The sequence below is a fragment of the Paracandidimonas soli genome, assembly GCF_004342005.1.
GTDB classification, from domain to species: Bacteria; Pseudomonadota; Gammaproteobacteria; order Burkholderiales; family Burkholderiaceae_B; genus Paracandidimonas; species Paracandidimonas soli.
Genome location: NZ_SMBX01000002.1, coordinates 423,185 through 447,001, shown reverse-complemented (window position 1 = coordinate 447,001; position 23,817 = coordinate 423,185). Strand labels below are relative to the sequence as shown.

Genomic DNA, 23,817 nt, shown 5'->3' with positions numbered 1-23,817 from the left:
TCGTCCTCATTGCCTGGGATAGGAGCCCAGCACCTTGAAAAATGCCACCTGCTTCTTCAGGTCCGTCAATGCCTGCCTGACCGAAGGCTCCTCCCTGTGGCCCAGGAGGTCGATATAGAAGTAGTACTCCCACTGCCCCGTGCGCGCGGGACGCGATTCGAGACGCGTCATCGATACGCCGTTGGCCGCCAGCGGCGACAACATGTCGTAGACCGCGCCGGGCCTGTTGGGTACGGCCAGAATGATGCTGGTCTTATCGTCCCCGCTGGGCAGCGTTTCGATATTGCCGATGGCCAGGAAGCGCGTACGGTTCTGCGCATCGTCCTGAATGCCCGGAACGGTGATTCCCAGCCCCCAGGCCAGCGCCGCGCCTTCGCCTGCAATGGCGGCAACCGTCGGATCCTGCGATGCGATGCGGGCCGCCTCGGCATTGCTCGCTGCTGTTTCGCGCAGCAGCCCCGGCTGGTTGCGCGTCAGCCAGTCCTGGCATTGCGCCAGCGCCTGCGGATGCGCCATGACCCGGGTCACGCCTTCGAGGGTGCCCGATTGCGTCAGCAGGTTGTGGCGGATGTACATGGAGCGCTCGCCCAGCACCCTGAGCGGAGAGTTCAGCAACAGGTCCAGCGTGCGGTTGACAGCGCCTTCGGTCGAATTCTCGACGGGAACCATGCCCGCATTGGCCTGGCCCGCCTCGACGGCCCGGAAGACCTCGTCGAACGAATCGCACCGGACGCGCCGGATGGCGTGCCCGAAGTGCTGCAGCGCGGCTTCCTCGGAGAAGGATCCCTGCGGCCCGAGATAGGCGACCGCCAGCTCGCTCTCCAGCCCGCGGCACGTGGAAATGATCTGGCTCCAGACCGCTTCGAGCGCCTGCGAGGTGAACGGGCCGCGATTGAGCTCCTGCAGCCGCCGTATGACCTGGGCCTCGCGCTCAGGCTTCAGGATGGGATCGTTGGCATCGAATTCTTTCTTGGCGTCGCCGACGGCCAATGCCGCCTTCGCCCGCTCGTTCAGCAGGCCTAGGATCTGCTCGTCGATGGAATCGATCTTCTCGCGCAGCGGAAGCAGTTTGTCTTTCAGGGAATCAGCCATGGCGACGTTCGAAGTCCTGCAGGAAGGAGATCAATGCCTCGACCCCTTCCAGGGGCATGGCGTTGTAGATGGATGCGCGCATGCCGCCCACGGCCTTGTGGCCCTTGAGCTGGAGCAGGTTCGCTGCTTCCGATTGCGCCAGGAACTCCGCGTTCAGGGTTTCGTCGCGCAGGAAGAACGGCACGTTCATGCGCGAGCGCGACGCGGGATGCACGCGGCTGACATACAGCTTCGAGCTGTCCAGGTAGCTGTACAGCAGCTCGGCCTTGCGGCAGTTCAGTTCTTCCATGGCCGCGATGCCGCCATGCGCCTTGATCCATTTGAACACCAATCCAGCGATGTAGATGGCGTAGGTCGGCGGCGTATTGAACATGGAGTCGTTTTCCGCCACGGGCTGGTAGTTCAGCACCGACGGGCATTCGGGCAAGGCATGCCCCAGCAGATCCTTGCGCACGAATACCATCGTGACGCCGGCGATGCCGGCGTTCTTCTGCGCGCCGGCGTAGATGACGCTGGCTTTCGAGAAGTCGATGGGACGCGACAGGATATGCGAAGAAGCATCGACGACCAGGGGCACGTCGGGCGCGCCGAGCTCGCGCATCTCCGGCCAATCGGCGAACTCCAGCCCGCCGATGGTCTCGTTGCTGCACAGATGCAGGTAGGACGCGTCGGGACGCACGCGCCAGAGGTCCGGGGTCGGATACCAGGTCCAGGGATCCTGGCGCGCGCCGTCGACGACGATCTCATCGCCGCTGGAGGCTGCTATGGCAATGTCGCCGTAGCGCTGCGCTTCCTTGTAGGACTTGTTCGACCAGTGGCCCGACAGAATGTAGTCGGCCTTGCGGGCGGGCTTGCGCGCGATCAGGTTCAGCGGCACAAGCGCGTTCTGCCCGCTGCCGCCGCCCTGCATGAACAGGATGGCGAAATCGTCGGGTACGGACAGCAGCTCGCGCAGATCCGCCACCGTTTCCTGGTAGATGCGCGTGAAATGCTTGCCCCTGTGGCTCATTTCCATGACGGACATGCCGCTTCCCTGCCAATCGGTCAGTTCGGCCGCCGCCTGTTCGAGTACTTCCAGCGGCAGGGTCGAAGGACCCGCCGAAAAATTCCATGCTCGTGTCACGATGCTTCCCCGTTCCCCTGTGAACCTTCCTGTGCGCCATCGTCCCCGACGGCAGTATCGGTAGCGGCGCCTTGCACGGCGTCTTCGCCATCGCCCTCCTCTTCGTCGTCGGCATCGCTTTCCACGACACGCCTGACGCCCGAAAGCACACTGCCCTCATCGACATTGATGAGCGTGACGCCCTGCGTGGCGCGGCCCATCTCGCGGACCTCGGACACGCGCGTGCGCACCAGCACCCCGCCGGTCGTGATCAGCATGATTTCGTCCGCAGGATCGACCAGCACCGCGCCCACGACCTTGCCGTTGCGCGCCGAAGTCTGGATGGCGATCATCCCCTTGGTGCCGCGGCCATGGCGGGTGTATTCGGTGATGGAAGTGCGCTTGCCGAAACCGTTTTCGGTGGCCGTCAGCACGCTTTGCGTTTCGTCGCCGGCGACCAGCAGCGCAATGACGTTCTGGCCGTCTTCCAGCTGCATGCCTCGTACGCCGCGCGCGGTCCGGCTGAGGGGGCGCACGTCGTTTTCGTCGAAGCGCACGGCCTTGCCCGCGTCGGAGAACAGCATGACGTCATGCTCGCCGTCGGTGAGGTCCGCGCCGATGAGGTAGTCGCCCTCGTCCAGCGCCACGGCGATGATGCCCGACTTGCGCGGATTGGAGAAATCGGAAAGCGGCGTCTTCTTGACTGTGCCCCGCGAGGTCGCCATGAATACGTAGTGATCTTCGCTGAATTCCTTGACGGCCAGCACGACCGTGATCTTTTCGCCGTCGACCAGCGGGAACATATTGACGATGGGCCGCCCGCGCGAGTTGCGCGACCCTTGCGGCACTTCCCAGACCTTGAGCCAGTAGACGCGCCCGCGATCGGAGAAGCACAGCAGGTAATCATGCGTGTTGGCGATGAAGAGCTGGTCGACCCAGTCATTCTCCTTCATCGCGGTCGCCTGCTTGCCGCGCCCGCCGCGCTTCTGCGCACGGTACTCGGACAGCGGCTGGCTCTTGATATAGCCGCTCTGCGACAAGGTCACCACCATGTCCATCGGCGTGATGAGGTCTTCGGTATCCAGTTCGGTCGCGTTGTGCTCGATGTGCGAGCGGCGCGTATCCTTGGCGCCGGTGCCGAACTCCTGCTTGATGGCGGTCAGTTCGTCGCCGATGATGGCCGTGACGCGCTCCGGCCGGGCCAGGATGTCAAGCAGGTCCGTGATGGTTGCCATGACGTCCTTGTATTCGCCGACGATCTTGTCCTGCTCCAGGCCGGTCAGGCGCTGCAGGCGCATGTTCAGGATTTCCTGGGCCTGCACTTCGCTGAGGCGGTACATGCCGTCGTCCTGCATGCCGAAGCCGGCGGCCAGGTGGTCCGGCCTGTAGGCGGCGCGCCCGCCGGGCGTATTGCCCGCATCGGCGCGATCCAGCATTTCACGCACCAGCGCGGAATCCCAGGTACGCTCCATCAGCGCCTGTCGCGCGACGGGGGGCGTCGGCGCGGCCTTGATGATGGCGATGAAATCATCGATATTGGCCAGCGCAACGGCCAGGCCTTCCAGCACGTGCCCGCGTTCGCGCGCCTTGCGCAGCTGGAACACGGTGCGGCGGGTGACGACCTCGCGGCGATGCGACAGGAAGTACTCCACCATCTGCTTCAGGTTCAGCAGGCGCGGCTGGCCGTCGACCAGCGCCACCATGTTCATGCCGAACGTATCCTGCAGCTGCGTATTCTTGTACAGGTTGTTCAACACGACCTCGGGCACTTCGCCGCGCTTGAGTTCGATCACCAGGCGCATGCCGTCCTTGTCGGACTCGTCGCGGATATCGGAGATGCCCTCGATCTTCTTTTCGTTGACCAGTTCGGCGATGCGTTCCTGCAGCGACTTCTTGTTGACCTGGTAGGGAATCTCGTCGACCACGATGGCCTGGCGATTGCCCTTCTCCATGTCCTCGAAATGGGTTTTGGCGCGCATGATGACGCGGCCGCGGCCGGTGCGATAGCCTTCGCGCACGCCGGACATGCCGTAGATGATGCCGCCCGTGGGAAAATCAGGCGCCGGAATATGCTCGATCAGTTCATCGACCGAGCACAGCGGATTGCGCAGGCAGAACAGGCAGCCGTCGATGATTTCCGACAGATTGTGCGGCGGGATGTTGGTGGCCATGCCCACGGCGATGCCGGAGCTGCCGTTGACCAGCAGGTTCGGCAGCCGCGACGGCAGCAGCAGCGGCTCCTGCTCGCTTCCGTCGTAGTTGGGGCCGAAATCCACGGTCTCCTGGTCGATATCAGCCAGCAGCTCGTGGGCGATCTTCGCCAGGCGGATCTCGGTGTACCGCATGGCGGCCGCATTGTCGCCGTCGACCGAGCCGAAGTTGCCCTGCCCGTCCACCAGCATGTAGCGCAGCGAAAAATCCTGCGCCATGCGCACGATCGTGTCGTAGACGGCGGAGTCTCCGTGCGGGTGATATTTACCGATGACGTCGCCGACGATACGCGCCGACTTCTTGTAGGCTCGGTTCCAGTCGTTGTTCAGCTCATGCATGGCGTACAGCACACGCCTGTGCACAGGCTTCAGCCCGTCACGTACATCCGGCAACGCACGCCCCACGATCACGCTCATCGCATAATCGAGGTAGCTGCGACGCATTTCGTCTTCCAATGAAATTGAAAGCGTCTCCCTGGCAAAGGAATCCATATGGCTCAGAAACTCGCTAAATACTGGTAAGAGAGGCCCGCGGGCAAAGGAGAAATTCTAGCACCCCGGCCGGATTAATCCCGAACCGCGTTGAAGGCCGGGGCTCGCCGCGAGAAAAACACCCTCATGCCTGATGCTTCGCATCAGCGCCTCCATCCGGGACGGATGTTTTATATAAGGCTTGCCTGGCGCTAAAAAGACAGGCGGAATGAGATAAAAATGCGCATTTGCGCAACACTCGTGTGTAGCCAAAAACCAACAATATTGTCAAAGATGTCCTGGAAATCCAATTATCTGCGGGATATGGGCCAAACAAGCTTAACGAAGCCAGCGTAAATGCCGTAAGATTCGCCCTAACACGCATGAAGCCCAGCGCAATACCTTGATCAACCTCATGGCGTTGCTATACTGGTTCCGTTTTCTTGATATGCGGCGGGGGTTCGCTGCGGTCACTTACCAGCATTAAGCTCAAACGAGGAGAAACATGAACAAACCCTCCAAAATCGCTCTCGCTCTTGCCTTTGCTGCTGCTACGGCAGCCGGCTCGGCTTCCGCACAAACCGTCGACAACTGGCGCGGCAACTTTGGTGACGTCTGGAAGAACGGCACCAACGAACTGTGCTGGCGCAACAACTTCTGGACGCCTGCCACCGGCATCGCCGGCTGCGACGGTGTTCCTGTTGCCCAGGCTGCTCCCGCTCCCCAGGTTGTCGCCCCCACGGCTTCCAAAGTTGTCCTGAACGCCGACACGTTCTTCGACTTCGACAAGGCCACCATCAAGCCCGAAGGCCGTCAGATTCTGGATCAGGTTGCATCGCAAGCCGCTTCCATCAACCTGGAAACGCTGATCGCCACCGGCCACACGGACTCCACTGGTCCTGAAGCCTACAACCAAGGCCTGTCCGAGCGTCGTGCAAACGCCGTCAAGGACTACCTGGTCGGCAAGGGCGTGCCCGCTGACCGCGTTTACGTTGAAGGCAAGGGCGAAACCAGCCCCGTCGCTTCCAACGCTACTCGCGAAGGCCGCGCACAAAACCGTCGCGTGGAAATCGAAATCGTCGGCACCCGCCGCTAATTTCGACCGGAAGGCAGCCTGACGCTGCCCTCCTTCGCTTCAGGGCTTGCCCTGGAAGCCGCGAAATCCCCTGCACCCTCGGTCAGGGGATTTTTCTTTGCCTGCGCCAGGCACTCGTGCAGGTACAATGGCGTTTTCTGTCCCCCCCGGATGCATCAGTCATGACCAGCCAGACCACACACAGCAACGCCGACCAGGCCGAGCTCGACAAATTCAGCGCGCTTGCCTCGCGCTGGTGGGATCCCGAAAGCGAATTCAAACCGCTCCATGCCATCAACCCGCTGCGGCTGGGCTGGATCATCTCCCATACCGGAGACCTGTCCGGCAAGCGCGTCGTGGACGTCGGCTGCGGCGGCGGCATACTGTCCGAAAGCCTGGCCACATCCGGCGCCCAGGTAACGGGCATCGACCTTGCCGAGCGCTCGCTCAAGATCGCGCGCCTGCACGGCCTGGAGTCCGGCGTGTCGGTGGACTACCGCGCCGTCAGCGCCGAACAGCTGGCCCAGGAAGAGCCAGAGCAGTTCGACGTCGTTACCTGCATGGAAATGCTGGAACACGTCCCCGACCCCGCCTCCATCGTCCGTGCCTGCGCCGACATGGCCAAGCCCGGCGGCTGGATCTTCTTCTCCACGCTGAACCGCAACCCCAAATCGTTCCTGTTTGCCATCATCGGCGCTGAATACGTGCTCAAGCTGCTGCCCAAGGGCACGCACAGCTACGAAAGCTTCATCAAGCCCAGCGAGCTGGCATCGGCCGCCCGCCAGGCCGGCCTGGAGACTTGCGGCATGAAAGGCCTGGAGTACAACCCGTTCAGCAAAACCTATCGCCTGTCCGGCGATGTTTCGGTCAACTACCTGATGGCCGCGCGCAAGCCGGCACGCTCCGCATGACACGACTGGTACTTTTCGATTTCGACGGCACGCTGGTCGACAGCGCTCCCAACCTCGCCCTGGCCGCCAACAGGCAGCGCGAGCGGCGCGGACTGCCGCCCCTGCCCTATGAGGCCTATCGCCCCCATGCCTCGCACGGCGCGCGCGGCCTGCTCAAGGTGGCGCTGGACATGGACTCTTCGCACCCGGAATACGACAAGACGCGCCAGCAATTCCTGGACGACTACGCCGGCGACATGACGTCCCGCACGTCGCTGTTTCCCGGTATTGCCGAACTGCTGGACGCGCTGGACGCCGAAGGCCTGGCCTGGGGCATCGTCACCAACAAGCTCAGCTATCTTGCCCTGCCGCTGATAGAACACCTGGGCCTGGCCGGCCGCACTCGCGTCATCGTCGGCGGCGACACCACCGGATACAGCAAGCCGCATCCGGAGCCGCTGCAATACGCCGCGCGCACGGCCGGCTTTGCTTGCGAAGCCTCCCTCTACATCGGCGACGACGAGCGCGACATCATCGCCGGCAAGGCCGCGGGCATGCCGACCATTGCGGCCACCTACGGTTATTGCGATCCCGCCTCTGCGGCGCAATGGCAGGCGGACTGCATCGCATCCAGACCGATCGACCTGCATCCAGCCATACGCAGATTTGCCTGAACCCGGCGAAACGTCCGCCGGGCGGGTCCCCCATGGCTCTTGCCGGGCATATCCTCCATAATCAGGGATATCGCCAACCACTTCATGGAGCATGCGAGATGGATATGCCCACCCCAGGCCGGCCCGCTGTCACGGCAGACCTCGATCTCAGGGCTCACTGGATGCCCTTCAGCGCCAACCGCCAATTCCAGCAGGACCCGCGCTTCATCGTGGGCGCCCATGGCAAGTGGCTGGTCGACAGCAGCGGACGCCAGGTATTCGACAGCCTGTCGGGTCTGTGGACCTGCGGCGCAGGGCATTCGCGCGAAGGCATCCGCAAGGCGGTGTCCGACCAGCTCGGCTCGCTCGATTACTCACCCGCATTCCATTTCGGCCACCCTTTGTCCTTCCAGTTGGCCGAGCGCATTGTCTCTCACCTTCCCGATAATCTCGGCCACGTCTTTTTCACGGACTCGGGCTCCGAAGCGGCCGATACCGCGCTGAAGATGGCGCGCGCCTACTGGCGCATCAAGGGCCAGCCCGCCAAGACCAGGCTGATCGGCCGCGCCCGCGGCTATCACGGCGTGAACATTGGCGGGACGAGCCTGGGCGGCATCGGCGGCAACCGCAAGATGTTCGGGCAGTTGCTGGACGCGGACCATCTTCCCCACACCCTGCAGGCCGGGCAGGCATTCGTGCGCGGCATGCCGGAAACCGGCGGCGTCGCACTTGCGGACGAACTCCTGCGGCTCATAGAGCTGCATGATGCCTCCACCATTGCCGCCGTCATTGTCGAACCCATGTCCGGATCCGCCGGCGTGCTGGTTCCGCCGCAAGGATATCTGCAACGGCTCAGGGAAATCTGCGATAAGCACCAGATCCTGCTGATCTTTGATGAGGTCATCTCGGGCTTCGGCCGTCTCGGCGCCTACAGCGCCGCGGAGAAATTCGGCGTCTCTCCCGACCTGATGATGCTGGCCAAGCAGATCACCAACGGCGCCGTCCCCATGGGGGCCGTCGTCGCCAGCCGCGACATCTACGATGCCTTCATGCAGCAAGACCTGCCCAGGCACGCCATCGAATTCAGTCACGGCTATACCTATTCGGCCCATCCCGTCGCCTGCGCCGCCGGCCTCGCATCCCTGGACATCCTGCGCGACGAACAATTGGTCTCGCAAGCGGCGGAACTGGCGCCCGTATTCGAATCCGCCATCCATGGGCTCAGGGGGTGCAAACACATCGTGGACATCCGCAACTGCGGGCTGGCCGGCGCATTGCAGCTCGAAGCGCGCGATGGAGACGCCGCGGTCCGGCCGTTCGAGGCGGGGCTGAAGCTCTGGCAGGCGGGCTTCTACGTCCGCTTCGGCGGAGATACGCTGCAGTTCGGGCCGCCCTTCACCACGACAGCCGAGGAACTGGACCGGCTGTTCAGCGCTGTGGGCGATACCCTGCAGCAGATCGCCTGATACCAGCGCTGGAAAAAGCAGCATCGCAATCCGCCCTGTGCCTCGCATAGGGCGTTTTTTTGCCGCCGGGCCGCCCCTAGGCAAAAAGCGTCCCCTTGGGGATGAGCCCGGACATAAGACAGTCCACTGCGGACTGTCTTATGCCTGGCGAATCCAAGCGGCCTGCAGGCCGCGCGGTGGAGCGCAAGCGGGCGCCAGCCTGCGCAGCGTGGGGGCCTTTTTTTCATACTTACTCCGGATTGGTGCAATACACGGCCCTTTGCGCCCCGGATGCGTGCGCATGGGGAAAACCCCGGCAAGAAACATTTGTTTTTCCCGGCAAAGCTTAAGTATCATTTGTTTTATTTCAGGGCCCGACGGCCTTGCAGCAGAAAGCAGGAGTAGGACGTACCCCCCATGCCGGCAAAAGAAAAGCATCTTCCTGAAGACCGACTGCGGCAGCACTATCATGCGCTGTCTCCGGAACTTCAGCGCGCCGCAGACTGGGTCATGTCTCATCCTGCGGAGGTCGGACTGTGGTCCATGCGCCGCCAGGCAATGGCGCTTTCCGTCTCACCCGCCACCATGCTCAGGCTCGCCCGCTCCGTCGGCTATCCCAGCTACAACAGTTTCCGTCTGCCTTTTCAGAAGGCGCTGACCGAGCCCCTTGCCGCCAGCGTCCAGCATGTGCAGCGCACGCATCGCCACGCGGGTCCGATGCAGCGCGACCAGCTTGCCGACATCCAGCGCCAGGCCGTTTCGGCGGCGGCAGGCCTGAATACGTCCGAGGCCATCGACGCGGCCGCCCGCGCCATCCTCCAGGCCAGCCATGTCGGCTTCCTCGGATCGCGCATCTGCCATGCCCTGGCCTTTCACCTGAACTACTCCTATCACCTCCTGAAGGGCAACGGCAGCCTGATCGACGGCGTCGGCGGCACGCTGTCCGAACAGATCCATGCCATGCAGTCCCGGGACGTCGTCGTCGCCATCGCGCTGAATCCCTATTCCCGCTCGACCATCGAGGCGGCGCGCCTTGCCTGCCAGCAGGACGCCTGCCTGATCGCCCTGACCGACAGCAGCCAGTCTCCCCTGGCGCAGATCGCGAAGCACACGCTGCTGTTCGGAGCCGCGTCCTCTCGCAGCTCCGAAGCCATGGAGGCTCCCGCCACCTTCTTCCATACCGTGACCGGCGCGACTGCGCTGATCGAACAGTTGCTTGCCCGCATCGCCGCGCTCGGCGGCGGCGCAGTGCAGCGGCGCGCCGCCGAGATCGGCAGGCGCCTGCACCAGACCCAGGCCTACTGGGAGGCCAGTATTCCCAGAGAATTCCCTCGCACAATCTCCAGGACATCATCATGAGCTCCACTTACGTCATGCACCGCTCCCTGCGCAACACGCCGCCAGTCGCCACCCGTGGCAAAGGCGTATGGCTCTACGACGCCGGAGGCAACGCCTGGCTCGACGGTTCGGGCGGCGCGGCGGTCTCCTGCCTCGGCCACGGCCATCCGGCCGTCATCGACGCCATGCACAGGCAGATCGACCAGCTTGCCTACGCCCATACCGGCTTCTTCACCACGGAGCCGGCAGAAACGCTCGCCCAGCGCCTGGTCGACGACGCCCCGGGGGACGCCTCGCATGCCTACTTCGTATCCGGCGGCTCCGAGGCGATCGAAGCCGCGCTGAAAATGGCACGCCAGTATTTCGTCGAAATCGGCCAGCCCCAGCGCACGCACATCATCGCCCGCCGTCAAAGCTATCACGGCAATACGCTCGGCGCGCTCGCCGTGGGAGGCAACGAATGGCGCCGCCAGCAGTTCGCCCCACTGCTGATCGACGTCGCACATGTCTCGCCCTGCTATGAATACCGCGACAGGCACGAAAACGAAACAGCCGAGCAGTACAGCCAGCGGCTGGTGCGCGAGCTCGAAGACACGATCCTGAAGCTGGGCGCGGACAAGGTCATCGCCTTCTGCGCCGAGCCCATCGTCGGCGCCACCGCCGGCGCCCTCCCGCCCACGCCCGGCTACTTCAAGGGGGTGCGCGAGATCTGCGACAAATACGGCATCCTGCTGATCGCCGACGAAGTCATGTGCGGCATGGGCCGCACCGGCACGCTGTATGCCGTCGAACAGGAAGACATCGTCCCCGATCTCATCACCATCGCCAAGGGCCTGGGCGGCGGCTACCAGCCCATCGGCGCCGTCGTCGTGCAAAAGCGCATTGCCGATGCCATGCAGAAAGGCACCGGCTTCTTCCAGCACGGACACACTTACATTGGCCATGCCACGGCCTGCGCCGCCGCGCTGGCCGTGCAGAACGTCATCCGCGACGAAAACCTGCTGGAGCGCGTACGCCAGCTGAGCCTGGTGCTGCAGCAAGAGCTGCGCGAACGCTTCAGCGGCCATCCCCATGTCGGGGACATACGCGGCCGCGGGCTGTTCTTCGGCCTGGAACTGGTGAAAGATCGCGCAACGAAACAGGTATTCGACCCCGCCCTGCAACTGCATGCGCGCGTCAAACGCGAGGCTTTTGCCCGTGGCCTCATGGTTTACCCTATGGGGGGAACTATTGATGGACGTCAAGGAGACCACATTTTGCTTGCGCCTCCGTTTATTATTACGGAAAACGAAATAGACATGCTCGTGCAACGCTTGGCGGCCGCCATCCAGGCTGCCATCGAAAGTCTGCCGGCCTGACCAGGCCCAGACCGACACGTTGTCCAGCAGGATTCGGTTTTCGGCGCCATGTGCGCCATAATCCATCCGGCCACAAACCGGTTTACAACAATGACCAAGGAGTACAACACCATGACAGCAGCTCTGCTCAAATCCCCCCTGAAAGGCAAACGTTTCGTCGTCACTGCGGCTCTTACTGCAGTCATCGGCGCAATGGGCGTATTCCACCAGCCCGCGCAGGCCCAGCAGAAATTCGTTAGCATCGGCACCGGCGGCGTGACGGGCGTCTATTACGCAGCCGGCGGCGCCATCTGCCGTCTGGTCAACAAGGACCGCGCGGAGCACGGCGTGCGCTGCTCCGTCGAATCCACCGGGGGTTCCGTCTTCAACGTGAACACCATCAAGGCTGGCGAACTGGATCTGGGCGTCGTGCAGTCCGACGTAGGGTTCAACTCCTACAATGGCGAAGGCCAGTTCAAGGATTCGGGCGCCTACAAGGACCTCCGCTCCGTCTTTTCCCTGCACCCCGAACCTTTCACCACAGTGGTCCGCAAAGAATCCAACGTCAAGACATTCGACGACCTGAAGGGCAAGCGCTTCAACGTCGGCAACCCTGGTTCGGGCACTCGCGCCTCGCTGGAGCAGTTGATCGCCGCCAAGGGCTGGACGCTGAAGGACTTCGCACTGGCCTCCGAACTGCGCCCCGATGAACATGGCGCCGCCACTTGCGACGGCAAGATCGACGGCTTCTTCTACGGTGTGGGTCACCCGTCCGCCAACATCCAGGACCCCACCACCACCTGCGGCGCGCAGCTGGTTTCCATCACCGGCGAAGCCGTGGACAAGCTGGTCGAGCAGTACCCCTACTATGCCAAGGCAACCATCCCCGGCGGCCTGTATCCCAACAATCCCAACGACACTGAAACCTACGGCGTGCTCGCCACCATGGTCACATCGGCCAAGGTTCCCGATGACACCGTCTACAAGATCGTGAAGGCTGTCTTCGAAAACTTCGAGGACTTCAAGAAGCTGCACCCCGCCTTCGCCCATCTGAAGAAGGAAGAGATGGTCAAGAACGGCCTGTCCGCTCCGCTGCATCCGGGCGCCGAGAAGTACTTCAAGGAACAGGGTCTCCTGTAATCAGCTCGCAGAGATCCGCGCAACCAGGCTCCACGGGCCTGCGCGCGGACAATTCGGTATCGGTCCCGGCGCACTCCGCCGGGACCGAGCAGATCCTCCGGGGTGCAATGCCCCGGCATAACCAAGATCGAGACGAATCATGAGCAATAAACCCAACGCCAGCGCAACGAACGAAGAACTCGAACAGCTGGTTGCCGACGTCGACCGTGGCGGCCGCGACATTTCCGGCTTCGCTGGCGCTGTCCTGTTCGGAGGCGCCGTAGTCTGGGCGCTGTTCCAGCTGTGGTACGCATCGCCCCTACCGTTTACTCTGCGCCTGGGCATCTTCAACGATACCGAGGCGCGCTCCCTGCACCTGGGCCTGGCAATGTTCCTGGGCTACCTGGCATTCCCCGCGCGCAAATCATCGCCCAAGGACAGGATTCCCCTGCATGACTGGGTCCTGGCCATCGTGGCCGGCCTGTGCGGCGCCTACCTGTATCTGGCATACAACCAGCTGGCCATGCGCCCCGGCCAGCCCACCACGTTCGACGTCACCGTCGCCGCCATCGGGCTGGTGCTGCTGCTCGAAGTGACCCGGCGCGCCCTTGGCGCTCCCATGGCCATCCTGGGCACCGTATTCATCCTGTACGTGTTCCTGGGCCCCTGGCTGCCCGACGTACTGGCGCACCGCGGCGCATCGCTGGAGCGCATGGTCAGCCACATGTGGCTGACGACCGAAGGCGTGTACGGCGTGGCGCTAGGCGTATCCGTATCGTACATCTTCATCTTCGTCATGTTGGGCTCGCTGCTGGACAAATGCGGCGCGGGCAACTACATGATGCAGGTATCGTTCGCCCTGCTCGGCCACTTGCGCGGCGGCCCTGCGAAAGTGGCCGTCGTATCGTCCGCCGTCAACGGCATTGTGTCCGCCTCCTCCGTGGCCAACGTCGTCACGGGCGGCATCTTCACGATACCGCTGATGAAAAAAGCGGGCTATGGCGGCATACGCGCAGGCGCCATCGAAACGGCATCGTCGGTCAACGGACAGATCATGCCTCCCGTCATGGGCGCGGCGGCCTTCCTGATGATCGAATACGTCGGCATCCCCTATACCGACATCATCAAGCACGCCCTGCTGCCCGCCTCCATCTCCTACATCGCCCTGTTCTACATCGTGCACCTGGAAGCGCTGAAACTCGGCATCCAGCCCATGATGTCGGCGGGCGCTCCCAAAACGCCGATGCAGAAACTGGCGGGCTGGGGCATGGGGGTCTCGGGCACACTGATCGTCGTGGGACTGGTCTACTGGATCGGCGTCGGCGTGCAGGCGGTGGCCGGCAATGCCGCCATGCCCATCCTGCTGGGACTGCTGCTGGCGCTGTATGTGTGGCTGCTGCATATCGCCTCGCGCCATCCCGACCTGCCGGAAGAAATCAGCATCACCAATCCGCAGCGTCCCGAAACCTGGCCCACAGTGCGCGCAGGCCTGTATTTCCTGATCCCGATCGGCATCCTGGTCTGGTGCCTGACGGTGGAAATGCTGTCCGCCGGGCTGTCGGCATTCTGGGCCGTCGCATCCATGCTGTTCCTGATGGCGACCCAGCGTCCGCTGATCGCCTGGTTCCGCAAACAGGCCGTTCGCCCCGCTGCGGAACACGGCCTGAAGGAAACCATCGTCGGGCTCCAGGAAGGCGCGCGCAACATGATCGGCATCGCCATCGCCTGCGGCACGGCCGGCCTGATCGTGGGCGGCATCACGCTGACCGGCCTCGGGCTGCGCATGACTTCGTTCGTGGAATTGGTTTCCATGGGCAATGTGCTGCTCATGCTGGTGTTCACGGCGGCCGTCTGCCTGGTGCTCGGCCTGGGCATGCCCACGACAGCCAACTATATCCTCATGGCGACACTGATGGCGCCCGTCGTCGTCGAACTGGGCGCGCAGAACGGCCTGATCATTCCGCTGATCGCCGTGCACATGTTCGTGTTCTACTTCGGCATCATGGCGGACATCACGCCGCCGGTGGGCCTCGCGACATTCGCGGCGGCGGCCATTTCGGGAGAAGATCCGATCAAGACGGGCGTGCAGGGCGTCACCTACGCCATGCGTACCGCCGTGCTGCCCTTCATGTTCATCTTCAATCCGCTGCTGCTGCTGATCGACATCGAAGGCACCTGGGAACTGATCCTGGTCGTGGCCGGCGCAACGCTGGCTTCGCTGACCTTCGCCGCCGCAACCATACGCTGGATGCGCGTTCGCTGCACATGGACCGAAACGCTGCTGCTGTTGTTGGTGACCTTCATGCTGTTCCGTCCGGACTGGTTCATGAACTACCTGGCGCCCAAGCACGTCGCCAGGCCGGCCGCGGAAATCCTGCAGATCGCCACGGAACTGCCGCCCAAGGCGCGCATCGTCGCCGTCCTCGAAGGCATGAATATCGAGGGTGACGAACTGGTCAAGACCGTGGCCGTGCCGTTGCAGGCGCTGCCCGAGGACAGCAACCTGGAAGGCGAGGCCATCGGCCGGCAACGCCTGCGCAATGCGGGAGTCACGCTGTCGGCGCTCGGCGACCAGGTGCAGATCGCCAACGTGGGTTTCAGCACGGCCGCCTATCGCGCCGGCTGGGAACAAGGCTGGGACGTCAAGGAAGTCAAGATACCCAATCCATCCCGCCCGTCCGAGTTCTGGACCTATCTGCCCGCGGTTCTGATCCTGATCGCCATCTGGCTCGCGCAAGGCCGCCGGATGCGCAAGGAGTCCGAAGCCTGATCCCGCTTCATCGGGGATCGAACACAGGGGCGGCAGGATGCCGCCCCTGTGCTTTTCCGCGTGACCTTCCTGCAATGGACAATATCTCCCAAGGGTGTATATTTACGTCGATGGAACAAGCGCAACACCCCGACAGCAATCCTCTTCCTCCCAATACGAACAAGACACGCCTGCTCGCCATGGCCGGAGTCGCGGCTACCGTGGTGCTGGTGGCATTCGACTCCACCATCGTCGCCAACATGCTGCCGCGTGCGGCGCAGGCGCTGGGCGGCATGAGCCTCTACGCGTGGGCGGGCACCGGCTACCTGTTGTCGATGGCGGCCTCCATCCTCGTCTTCGGCCGCATCGGCGACCTCTACGGGCGGCGCGAACTCATGCTTCTGTCCGTGGCCATCGTCGCCTTCGGATCGCTCATGTGCGGCTTTGCCGACAGCATGCCTCAACTGATCGCGTGGCGTACTTTCCAGGGCATAGGCGGGGGCATGATGATCGCTACCGCGTTCGCCGCGCCGGCCGATCTGTTCCCCGATGTGCGCGAGCGCGTGCAATGGATGGCCCTGGTCTCCGTCACCTTCGCCATCGCCAGCGGCATAGGTCCGGTCCTGGGCGGCGCCATCACCCAGGAGCTGGGCTGGCGCGCCGCGTTCTTCGTCACTCCTACCGCAGGCGCATTCGCCCTGTTCATGCTGTTCCGTTTCTTCCCCAGGATCGCCTGCCCCACGCCGCGCGATGCCCGGCATATAGACTGGCCCGGCGCCGCGCTGCTGGTCGTCGCCATTGCCTCGCCGCTGGCGGCCCTCGAACTGGGCCTGTCTTCCGGCGCGCATCGCAAGCCGGTGCTGGCCGCGCTCCTGACCCTGGCGGGCCTCGTCGCCGCGCTGCTGTTCCTATGGCACACCAAGCGCGCGGCATCGCCGATATTTCCGCCGCGCGTGCTGGGCACGCGCGATGCCCGCCTGCTGAACCTCAGCGCCATTCTCGTCGGCGCCATCATGTTCATTCTGATCTTCTATTCACCGCTCATGCTGCAAGACACGCTGGGGCTGCGGCCCGGAAAAGCAGGGCTGCTGATGACACCGCTGGTCGTCGGCATCCCCGTGGGCAGCCTGGTCAACGGCAGGCTGTTTCCCTTGCAGAAGCAGCCGCAGCGCCTGCTGACCTTCGGCTTCAGCGCCTTGCTGGCCGGATGCCTGATGATACTGACCATCGGCAACGACTCAGGGGCGCTCTGGATACTGCTCAGCTTTTCCATGGCCGGCTTCGGGCTCGGCTTTATCCTGCCCAACCTGACACTGTTCATGCAGATGCTCAGCGAGCCCAGGGACATCGGCGTATCATCCGGCCTGGTGCAGACTACCCGCGCCATCGGCAGCGCCCTGGGCACAGCCGCCATCGGCATCGTCATCGCCAGGAGCTCGGTCGCATCGGGAATTCAGGCGGGGCTGATCGCATGCGGAGCCATGAGCATCATCTGCATGCTGCTGTCCAGCAGGATACAAATGCGCAATACTCCTCGATAAGGCCGCATTCCCTGACCAGGCCGGGAAAAAGCCTAGCCGCCCTCCGCCCCCGTCGACACGACCTTGCCGGCATCGCGCGAAGCACGCCACTGCCTGTGCTTGCTGTCCATGCTCAGGCCGATGATGGAGTCTCCCGCCACCCTGCCGATATACTGCGTCGCTTCGGCGCCGTCGCGAACCAGGAAATGCACGTCTGTGCCTCGCATGGCTCCCGCCTCGACCAGCAGCTCCCTTCCGTTGCGCTCGAGCGTCCCCTGGAGACGCTGGAATGTCTGCCGCAAGCTCAGCCGATGCGGCTCGCCGTCGATATCGACATTCCATTCGCCTTCGATATTGGCAGGGACGATCCAGAGGTACAGGCTGGCGCCGTCGCGGTGATCGCTTTCATCGCTTTCCCATTCGCCCATGTCGAAAGCATGCGATACCACCCGCGTTCCCGGCGCAAGCTCGCTCAGAATCCGCGGACGCAGCTTCATGTTGACGTCCGGCAGCAGGTACATGGTCAGCACCGTGGCGCTCGAGATATCCGTCTCGAACAGGTCCTGGACTTCGAATCTCACACGATCGCCGACACCCGCCTCGCGGGCCGATTCGCGGGCCTTGTCCACCAGATCGGGAACGATTTCCACCCCAAAGCCATACCTGGCCTTGCGGTCCCTGACGGCGGCGATGGGAATGCGGCCATCCCCGGAGCCCAGGTCGATCAGGTAGTCCTCTTCGTTGACACCGGCAAGGTCCAGCATGCGCTCGACCACGCCGTCCGCCGTCTTCACGTAGGGCACGTCCAGCTCGAGGAACGGGAAGGGTATGCCGCCCGGCTTGACCGAGCTCTGCTCGAACTCCAGGGTCTGGGCCGAGCCGGCACCGCAGAAGGCCGCCAGCATCAACGGAGCCAGCCTGGCGGCAAAAAAGGCCCCCACGCTGCGCAGGCTGGCGCCTGCTTGCTTCCCCCCAAGGGGGCGCTTTTTGCCTAGGGGCGGCCCGGCGGCAAAAGAAGAACGGCGTCGGGAGGCTCCCGGCGTCAACAGCATCATGACATCGACTCCATGAGAACGGTACCGCCGTACCGGAAAGACCATGCGAACAACATCACTTTACCCGAAATACCCAGGTGCCCGCCTGTTTTTCCCTCTTTTTAATCTGGATCAAGAAAAAACGAAATGCCCGCGATGCTTTCTTGACCACACTATATATTGAAAATAATATACATGAAACACTATATATAGTGAATCGGAGGTCTCATGGCGCCAGATGCCATTTCGCTGTCTCAGCATCGCAATCGACAAACCAGCGCGCCGTCCGGGCAAGGCGCATCTCATGCCGGCAAACCCGCCGGGCACGAATCCCCGCCCCTCATCGACGTCGCAACGTCCGTCAACGAATACCTGGCGCAGCAGGATTGGCGGGTCAACGCCAACGCCAACCAGGGCTATTCCCTGGGCGGGCTTATCCTGAACGTCTCCGGCAAGGTCATCGCCAATTACTGGCTCAGCCATGTCTATCCGGCGGAAATCGGCAACGCCCACCGCGAAGCCGATCTGCACATCCACGACCTCGACATGCTTTCGGGCTATTGCGCCGGATGGTCCCTGCGCACCCTGCTCAACGAAGGCCTGAACGGCGTTCCCGGCAAGGTGGAATCCATCGCGCCCAGGCATATGTCCAGCGCGATCGGCCAGATCGTCAACTTCCTGGGCACGCTGCAGAACGAATGGGCCGGCGCCCAGGCGTTCAGCTCCTTCGACACCTACATGGCGCCCTTCATCCGCAAGGACGATCTGCGCTACGAAGAGGTCAAGCAGTACATGCAGGAGCTGATCTACAACCTCAACGTTCCTTCGCGCTGGGGCACGCAGACGCCATTCACCAACCTCACATTCGACTGGGTCTGCCCGGAAGATCTGCGCGAGCAGGTTCCCGTCATCGGCGGCGAGGAGATGCCTTTCACCTATGGCGAGCTCCAGTCCGAAATGGACATGATCAATCGCGCCTACATCGAGATCATGACGGCGGGCGACGCCAAGGGCCGGGTCTTCACCTTTCCCATTCCCACCTACAACATCACGGCGGATTTCGACTGGCACAGCCCGAATGCCGATCTGCTGTTCGAAATGACGGCCCGCTACGGCCTGCCGTATTTCCAGAACTTCATCAACTCCGAGCTGTCCCCCAACATGATCCGCTCGATGTGCTGCCGCCTGCAACTGGACCTGCGCGAACTGCTCAAGCGCGGCAACGGTCTGTTCGGCTCCGCCGAGCAGACCGGATCGCTGGGCGTAGTCACCATCAACTGCGCGCGCCTGGGCTACCTGCATGCGGGAGACGAGCCCGCCCTGCTGCGGCGTCTGGACGAGCTGCTCGAACTGGGCAAACGCAGCCTGGAAATCAAGCGCACCGTCATCCAGGAATACATGGACAACGGGCTGTTCCCCTATACCAAGCGCTACCTGGGCACCTTGCGCAATCATTTCTCCACACTGGGCGTCAACGGTATCAACGAAATGATCCGCAACTTCACGCGCGACCGGCACGATATCACAACCGCCGAAGGCTATGCGCTGGCCGTGCGCCTGCTGGATCACGTGCGCATGCGCATGGTGCAATTCCAGGAAGAAACCGGCCACATGTACAACCTCGAGGCCACGCCAGCCGAAGGCACGACCTACCGCTTCGCCAAGGAAGACCGCAAGCGCTTCCCCGATATCCTGCAGGCGGGCACCGAGGACATGCCCTACTACACGAACTCGTCGCAATTGCCCGTGGGCTTCACCGACGATCCGTTCGAGGCGCTAGAACGCCAGGACGAGCTGCAGCGCAAGTACACCGGTGGAACGGTACTGCACCTGTACATGACGGAGCCCATCTCCAGCGCCGATGCCTGCCGCAATCTGGTCAAGCGCGCGCTGAGCCGCTTTTCGCTGCCCTACATTACCGTCACGCCGACCTTTTCCATCTGCCCCAAGCACGGCTACCTGGCCGGCAAGCATCCCTTCTGCCCCAAGTGCGACGAGGAACTGCTGGCGCAAAAAAGGCAGCAGGCGGTCGCCTGAACATCGCATCCCCCACCCAACCAACCATACGAGGCCTATCATGATCCAGACACAAGCCATGCAATCGACCGACACCATCACACTGCGCGACGACGAGCGCCAGCCTTGCGAAATCTGGACGCGCGTCATGGGATACCATCGCCCCATGTCGTCGTTCAATATCGGCAAGAAAGGCGAGTTCCACGAACGCAAGTACTTCGTCGAAGGGCGCGCCAAAGCGCTGTCCAAAGCCGCATGACCGAAGAAGCCTGCCGTGCGATCCGGATCGGTGGGCTGGCGCCTTTCAGCGCCACCGACTATCCGGGTGTGTTTTCCGCAGTCCTGTTCGTCCAGGGCTGTCCCTGGCGTTGCGGCTATTGCCACAACCCGCACCTGCAACCGCGCGGCACAGACCATGCCATCGCCTGGCATGACATCATGGACCTGCTGCAGCGCAGGCGCGGCCTGATCGATGCCGTCGTCTTCAGCGGCGGAGAGCCGACCATAGACCCCGGACTGCGCAGCGCCATGGACGACGTGCGCGGCCTGGGGTTCCGCATCGGCCTGCATACCGGCGGCATCTACCCCGACCGCCTGGCCGATGTGCTCCCGCTCGTCGATTGGGTGGGACTGGACATCAAGGCCCCCTTCGACGTCTACGATACCGTCACACAGGTCAGCGGCAGCAGCCAGCCTGCCCTGCGCAGTCTCGAAATGATACTGTCGCACGGCACGGACCTCGAATGCCGCACCACGCTGCATCCCTCGCTGCTTGCGCCGGACGATATCCTGCGCCTCGCCAGATCGCTGGCCGATATGGAAGTGGAGAACTACGCGTTGCAATTGTTCCGCAAGCAGGGCTGCAGCGACAGCGGGTTGCTGCGCGCACCGATGCACGACTACCCCGGCAAGTCCCTGATCGATACCGTGCGCGGCCTGTTTCCCCGCTTTACGTTTCGGGAAGGCTGAGTTCGGGTTCTCGGCCAAATTCCGGCCTTCTTCTTTCTTATGGGGCAAGCGGCGGCGTGGGGGCTTTTTTACCGCCGGGCTATCTCAGCCTTCCTGGCAGAGGCAGGCCCCTGGCGCGCAGGCGCTGCATCAGCGCCATGGGCAACAGGTGCTGCGGAACCAGCGACGACAGGTCGATGGCATCCAGTGTGTTCTTGACCAGCAGACCCAGCTCGGTATCCCCTTCCAGCACCAGCCTGCGGCTGAAGAACAGCGTATCGGGATCCTCCTTCCGCATGGCAAGCAGGAAAAAATCATGCAGGCTGGCACAGATCGCCAGATCCACTTCGCCCTCGTGGCGCGCGGCGATGAACGCCCGGTTGCGCCAGATGAAATCGAATGCGACTCCGGCATCGCGCACCTGGATGCGCAAGGTCCGGTTCTCCAGCAATAGCAGGATGTCTGGCTGCAGATGCCTTGCCAGGGCAAGGTTCAGCCCCAGGACGAACAGTACCGAACCGGGATAGGCAGGCAGAACGGAAAAGGCTTGTCGTACCGGGGCCGGTACCTGATAACCTGGTGTCGTCATGGCCGTAAGCTCCTTCGAAAGGTGAATGTGCTCCACCTTCGCGCGGGACCGCTATCCGGGGATGCGGCGAAGTGGGCGTGCCACGCATGATGCCCTCGCTCACATTCGCACGCCATGATCTGCCTCAATAATCAAAGCCGGGCCGCAACGTATTTCGTCCCGGCATGATCTGCATCAGGTTTTGCTGCCGGGCCGCCTTAAGCAAAAAGGCCCCCTTTCGGGGGCAGCAAGCCGAAGGCGCAGCGTGGGGGCATTTTTTGCCGCCGGGACGCCTCTGGACGCTTCAGGCCGCCATTTCCAGGCCAGGCCGGCCGAACCAGTACCCGTTGCAGGGCCCCTCGGGCATCAGCGGCAACAACTGGTCGTTGGCTTCGGCGAGCCCCAGCGTTCCATCCATCACCTTGCGGAAGATGGACAGGATCTCCAGCGTATGCCTGGACTGCGGGCTGATACGCACCACCTCGGCGCCCAGGGCGCCGAACGCATGCAATTGGTCCAGCAAGGTGTAGACCAGCGCCGACTGCGTCTGGATGCCGTTGATGGTCAGGAACGGCTGCCCTTCTTTCGTGCGCATGAGCAGCCCGTCGGGATGATCCATGCAGACATACTGGCAGTTGTCCTTGGGAATGTTGCGATTGCGCGCCGTGAAGCAGCGGGCAGAGAACGCCAGCGGCAGCTTGCCGTAGGAGAAAATCTCCGCCGGAATGCGCCGCTCGCCCTCGGACTGGATCTGGCCCAGCGTATCCCTGCCCATTTCCAGCGGCATGACCCAGCGCACGGCGCCGAGGCCAGCCAGCAAATCACGCGTAGGCGCATTGTAGATGTTCAGGAAAGGCCCCGCGATGAACGGCCTGCCTTGCATCAGGCGTACGGCTCCCATATCGTTGGCTTCGACCTGATAGCGCGTGTTCTCGGCAATCTTGCGCAGTGTCGTCAGGTCCTGGCCGGATTCCAGCAGGACCTGCGTCGACAGGATCACTTTCTTGCCCGCTTCGTCCAGCATTTCCGCAACTTCCAGCCAATCGGCAAGACGCAGCTCGTGCCTTCGGGAACAAACGGTTTCGCCCAGGTAGACGATGTCGGCACAGGAATCGCGCAGACTTTCATAGAATTGCAGCACCTCGACGCGCGACCAGTAGTACTGCAGCGGCCCGACGGCCAGTTTCAGTTGTGTCTTCATTTCCATGGCCTGTGATACGCTCCGAGTGTGTGCTGCTGCCCCTCGGCAACCTTGTTCAATTCCGCCATCCAGGCGGGCTTCACGGAATAACGGGCCATGTTGGCCGCGCACTGATCGATGGCCTCGCGCCATACCCTGGCCACCTGTCCGGCGTAGGCCGGACTGCGTTGCCTGCCTTCAATCTTGACGGCGCTGATGCCAAGCTGCATCAGCCTGGGCAGCAATTCCAGCGTATTCAGGCTGGTAGGCTCTTCCAGCGCATAGTAGTTTTCATCCGCGACGTCGAAACGGCCTTTGCATAATGTGGGATAGCCCGCGTTTTCTCCTTCTTCGTAGCGGTCGATCAGGACGCCGTTCAGGCGCGACTCCAGGCCCTTGCCCGTCTGCTGCCAGCGCACGTATTTGGCCGGAGAGCAGACACCCTTGGTATTGGGGGACTCGCCAGTCACGTAGGACGATAGTGCGCAGCGCCCTTCCACCATTACGCACAGGCTGCCGAAACCGAACACTTCGATTTCGATGTCGGTCTTCTCGCAGACCATTTCCACCTGGGCCATGGAAAGCACACGGGGCAATACGGCGCGCGTTACGCCGAAATGCTCCTGATAGAAGTTGATGGCCTCGTAGTTGGTGGCCGATCCCTGCACCGACAGATGCAGTTCGAGATGCGGATAATGCGTGCGCGCATAGCGCATCAGCCCCGGATCCGCCAGCAGGATAGCGTCAATGTCGGCGCGCGCGGCGCGATCGACTGCCGCGTGCCATTGCTGCCATGCATTGCCCTGGGGGTAGGTATTGAGCGCCAGCAGTACCTTGCGGCCGCGCGCATGGGCATAGCAGATACCTTCGTTGATCGCGGCTTCGTCGAAATTGAGCCCCGCGAAATTGCGGGCATTGGTAGCGTCGCGAAACCCCAGATAGACGCTGTCCGCCCCGTTGTCTATCGCGGCCTTCAGGCCGGGAAGACTGCCCGCGGGACAAAGCAGCTCGGGTTTGGCGAACGATTGGGGCGGGGGCGCATGCGTGGATGCGCTGCTGGAAGGCAACAT

General features: G+C 63.0%; 19 protein-coding genes. 12 read left to right on the top strand and 7 right to left on the bottom strand.

Going from position 1 to position 23,817, the window contains the following annotated elements:
* Positions 1–6: 6 nt before the first annotated feature.
* From pheA to gyrA, 3 genes are read right to left on the bottom strand one after another with little or no spacing between them, the layout of a single operon-like run.
* On the bottom strand, positions 7–1,092 hold the full coding sequence (gene pheA, locus EV686_RS05690) for a prephenate dehydratase (RefSeq protein WP_132474399.1): 1,086 nt from the start codon (positions 1,090–1,092) through the stop codon (positions 7–9).
* The gene (serC, locus tag EV686_RS05685) at positions 1,085–2,218 is read right to left on the bottom strand and encodes a 3-phosphoserine/phosphohydroxythreonine transaminase (RefSeq protein WP_132474397.1); all 1,134 of its coding nucleotides are present in this window, start codon (positions 2,216–2,218) and stop codon (positions 1,085–1,087) included. Before serC ends, pheA begins: the two co-directional genes overlap by 8 nt.
* The gene (gene gyrA / locus EV686_RS05680; RefSeq protein WP_132474395.1) at positions 2,212–4,896 is read right to left on the bottom strand and encodes a DNA gyrase subunit A; all 2,685 of its coding nucleotides are present in this window, start codon (positions 4,894–4,896) and stop codon (positions 2,212–2,214) included. Before gyrA ends, serC begins: the two co-directional genes overlap by 7 nt.
* Positions 4,897–5,380: 484 nt before the next feature.
* On the opposite strand from gyrA, the gene ompA reads away from it, so the two are divergent.
* From ompA to EV686_RS05635, 9 genes are all read left to right on the top strand, one after another.
* Complete coding sequence (ompA, locus tag EV686_RS05675) at positions 5,381–5,971, top strand: outer membrane protein OmpA (protein ID WP_132474393.1); 591 nt, start codon at positions 5,381–5,383, stop codon at positions 5,969–5,971.
* A 161-nt stretch (positions 5,972–6,132) separates the two neighbouring features.
* Positions 6,133–6,861: a bifunctional 2-polyprenyl-6-hydroxyphenol methylase/3-demethylubiquinol 3-O-methyltransferase UbiG gene (ubiG, locus tag EV686_RS05670; RefSeq protein ID WP_132474391.1), complete on the top strand. Its 729-nt coding sequence runs from the start codon at positions 6,133–6,135 to the stop codon at positions 6,859–6,861.
* Positions 6,858–7,514, top strand: coding sequence for a phosphoglycolate phosphatase (gene gph, locus EV686_RS05665; protein WP_132474389.1), 657 nt, complete (start codon positions 6,858–6,860; stop codon positions 7,512–7,514). Before ubiG ends, gph begins: the two co-directional genes overlap by 4 nt.
* A gap of 98 nt (positions 7,515–7,612) precedes the next feature.
* Complete coding sequence (gene aptA, locus EV686_RS05660; protein WP_132474387.1) at positions 7,613–8,959, top strand: omega-aminotransferase AptA; 1,347 nt, start codon at positions 7,613–7,615, stop codon at positions 8,957–8,959.
* A gap of 396 nt (positions 8,960–9,355) precedes the next feature.
* Positions 9,356–10,297 (top strand): MurR/RpiR family transcriptional regulator, encoded by a 942-nt coding sequence (locus EV686_RS05655; RefSeq protein ID WP_132474385.1) that lies wholly within the window; start codon positions 9,356–9,358, stop codon positions 10,295–10,297.
* Positions 10,294–11,634, top strand: a complete 1,341-nt coding sequence (locus tag EV686_RS05650; RefSeq protein ID WP_132474383.1) for an aspartate aminotransferase family protein — start codon at positions 10,294–10,296, stop codon at positions 11,632–11,634. The genes EV686_RS05655 and EV686_RS05650 overlap by 4 nt, the downstream gene beginning before the upstream one ends.
* A gap of 111 nt (positions 11,635–11,745) precedes the next feature.
* Positions 11,746–12,753, top strand: a complete 1,008-nt coding sequence (locus EV686_RS05645) for a TAXI family TRAP transporter solute-binding subunit (RefSeq protein ID WP_132474381.1) — start codon at positions 11,746–11,748, stop codon at positions 12,751–12,753.
* Between the two features lie 139 nt (positions 12,754–12,892).
* Complete coding sequence (locus tag EV686_RS05640) at positions 12,893–15,502, top strand: TRAP transporter permease (RefSeq protein ID WP_132474379.1); 2,610 nt, start codon at positions 12,893–12,895, stop codon at positions 15,500–15,502.
* Positions 15,503–15,612: 110 nt separating this feature from the next.
* Positions 15,613–17,022 carry an MFS transporter gene (locus EV686_RS05635; RefSeq protein WP_243650761.1) on the top strand — a complete coding sequence of 470 codons (1,410 nt, stop codon included), beginning with the start codon at positions 15,613–15,615 and terminating at the stop codon, positions 17,020–17,022.
* 32 nt (positions 17,023–17,054) lie between these two features.
* Here EV686_RS05635 and EV686_RS05630 read toward each other — a convergent pair whose 3' ends face one another.
* The gene (locus EV686_RS05630; RefSeq protein ID WP_132474377.1) at positions 17,055–18,056 is read right to left on the bottom strand and encodes an SAM-dependent methyltransferase; all 1,002 of its coding nucleotides are present in this window, start codon (positions 18,054–18,056) and stop codon (positions 17,055–17,057) included.
* Between the two features lie 207 nt (positions 18,057–18,263).
* Between EV686_RS05630 and EV686_RS05625 the strand changes: the two genes are divergently transcribed.
* Genes EV686_RS05625 through EV686_RS05615 form a run of 3 tightly spaced genes read left to right on the top strand, consistent with a single transcriptional unit; the run spans position 18,264 to position 21,020 of the window.
* The gene (locus EV686_RS05625; RefSeq protein WP_132474375.1) at positions 18,264–20,072 is read left to right on the top strand and encodes a ribonucleoside triphosphate reductase; all 1,809 of its coding nucleotides are present in this window, start codon (positions 18,264–18,266) and stop codon (positions 20,070–20,072) included.
* Between the two features lie 40 nt (positions 20,073–20,112).
* Positions 20,113–20,310 (top strand): anaerobic ribonucleoside-triphosphate reductase, encoded by a 198-nt coding sequence (nrdD, locus tag EV686_RS18945; protein ID WP_132474373.1) that lies wholly within the window; start codon positions 20,113–20,115, stop codon positions 20,308–20,310.
* A complete protein-coding gene (locus EV686_RS05615) occupies positions 20,307–21,020 on the top strand; it encodes an anaerobic ribonucleoside-triphosphate reductase activating protein (RefSeq protein ID WP_132474371.1) in 714 nt (237 codons plus the stop codon). Before nrdD ends, EV686_RS05615 begins: the two co-directional genes overlap by 4 nt.
* A 79-nt stretch (positions 21,021–21,099) precedes the next feature.
* On the opposite strand, the gene ubiT is transcribed toward EV686_RS05615, so the two are convergent.
* The 3 genes from ubiT to ubiU form a co-directional block, all read right to left on the bottom strand.
* The gene (ubiT, locus tag EV686_RS05610) at positions 21,100–21,588 is read right to left on the bottom strand and encodes a ubiquinone anaerobic biosynthesis accessory factor UbiT (RefSeq protein ID WP_132474369.1); all 489 of its coding nucleotides are present in this window, start codon (positions 21,586–21,588) and stop codon (positions 21,100–21,102) included.
* A gap of 283 nt (positions 21,589–21,871) precedes the next feature.
* Positions 21,872–22,756 (bottom strand): U32 family peptidase, encoded by an 885-nt coding sequence (locus EV686_RS05605; RefSeq protein ID WP_132474896.1) that lies wholly within the window; start codon positions 22,754–22,756, stop codon positions 21,872–21,874.
* Positions 22,757–22,764: 8 nt separating this feature from the next.
* Positions 22,765–23,817: a ubiquinone anaerobic biosynthesis protein UbiU gene (gene ubiU, locus EV686_RS05600; protein WP_132474367.1), complete on the bottom strand. Its 1,053-nt coding sequence runs from the start codon at positions 23,815–23,817 to the stop codon at positions 22,765–22,767.

What these genes read in the sequence shown, in the direction of transcription:
- pheA (WP_132474399.1), bottom strand. Translation starts at nt 1,092, where the DNA reads ATGGCTGATTCCCTGAAAGACAAACTGCTTCCGCTGCGCGAGAAGATC.
- gyrA (WP_132474395.1), bottom strand. Translation starts at nt 4,896, where the DNA reads ATGGATTCCTTTGCCAGGGAGACGCTTTCAATTTCATTGGAAGACGAA.
- ompA (WP_132474393.1), top strand. Translation starts at nt 5,381, where the DNA reads ATGAACAAACCCTCCAAAATCGCTCTCGCTCTTGCCTTTGCTGCTGCT.
- ubiG (WP_132474391.1), top strand. Translation starts at nt 6,133, where the DNA reads ATGACCAGCCAGACCACACACAGCAACGCCGACCAGGCCGAGCTCGAC.
- gph (WP_132474389.1), top strand. Translation starts at nt 6,858, where the DNA reads ATGACACGACTGGTACTTTTCGATTTCGACGGCACGCTGGTCGACAGC.
- aptA (WP_132474387.1), top strand. Translation starts at nt 7,613, where the DNA reads ATGGATATGCCCACCCCAGGCCGGCCCGCTGTCACGGCAGACCTCGAT.
- EV686_RS05655 (WP_132474385.1), top strand. Translation starts at nt 9,356, where the DNA reads ATGCCGGCAAAAGAAAAGCATCTTCCTGAAGACCGACTGCGGCAGCAC.
- EV686_RS05650 (WP_132474383.1), top strand. Translation starts at nt 10,294, where the DNA reads ATGAGCTCCACTTACGTCATGCACCGCTCCCTGCGCAACACGCCGCCA.
- EV686_RS05645 (WP_132474381.1), top strand. Translation starts at nt 11,746, where the DNA reads ATGACAGCAGCTCTGCTCAAATCCCCCCTGAAAGGCAAACGTTTCGTC.
- EV686_RS05640 (WP_132474379.1), top strand. Translation starts at nt 12,893, where the DNA reads ATGAGCAATAAACCCAACGCCAGCGCAACGAACGAAGAACTCGAACAG.
- EV686_RS05635 (WP_243650761.1), top strand. Translation starts at nt 15,613, where the DNA reads ATGGAACAAGCGCAACACCCCGACAGCAATCCTCTTCCTCCCAATACG.
- EV686_RS05630 (WP_132474377.1), bottom strand. Translation starts at nt 18,056, where the DNA reads ATGATGCTGTTGACGCCGGGAGCCTCCCGACGCCGTTCTTCTTTTGCC.
- EV686_RS05625 (WP_132474375.1), top strand. Translation starts at nt 18,264, where the DNA reads ATGGCGCCAGATGCCATTTCGCTGTCTCAGCATCGCAATCGACAAACC.
- nrdD (WP_132474373.1), top strand. Translation starts at nt 20,113, where the DNA reads ATGATCCAGACACAAGCCATGCAATCGACCGACACCATCACACTGCGC.
- EV686_RS05615 (WP_132474371.1), top strand. Translation starts at nt 20,307, where the DNA reads ATGACCGAAGAAGCCTGCCGTGCGATCCGGATCGGTGGGCTGGCGCCT.
- ubiT (WP_132474369.1), bottom strand. Translation starts at nt 21,588, where the DNA reads ATGACGACACCAGGTTATCAGGTACCGGCCCCGGTACGACAAGCCTTT.
- ubiU (WP_132474367.1), bottom strand. Translation starts at nt 23,817, where the DNA reads ATGTTGCCTTCCAGCAGCGCATCCACGCATGCGCCCCCGCCCCAATCG.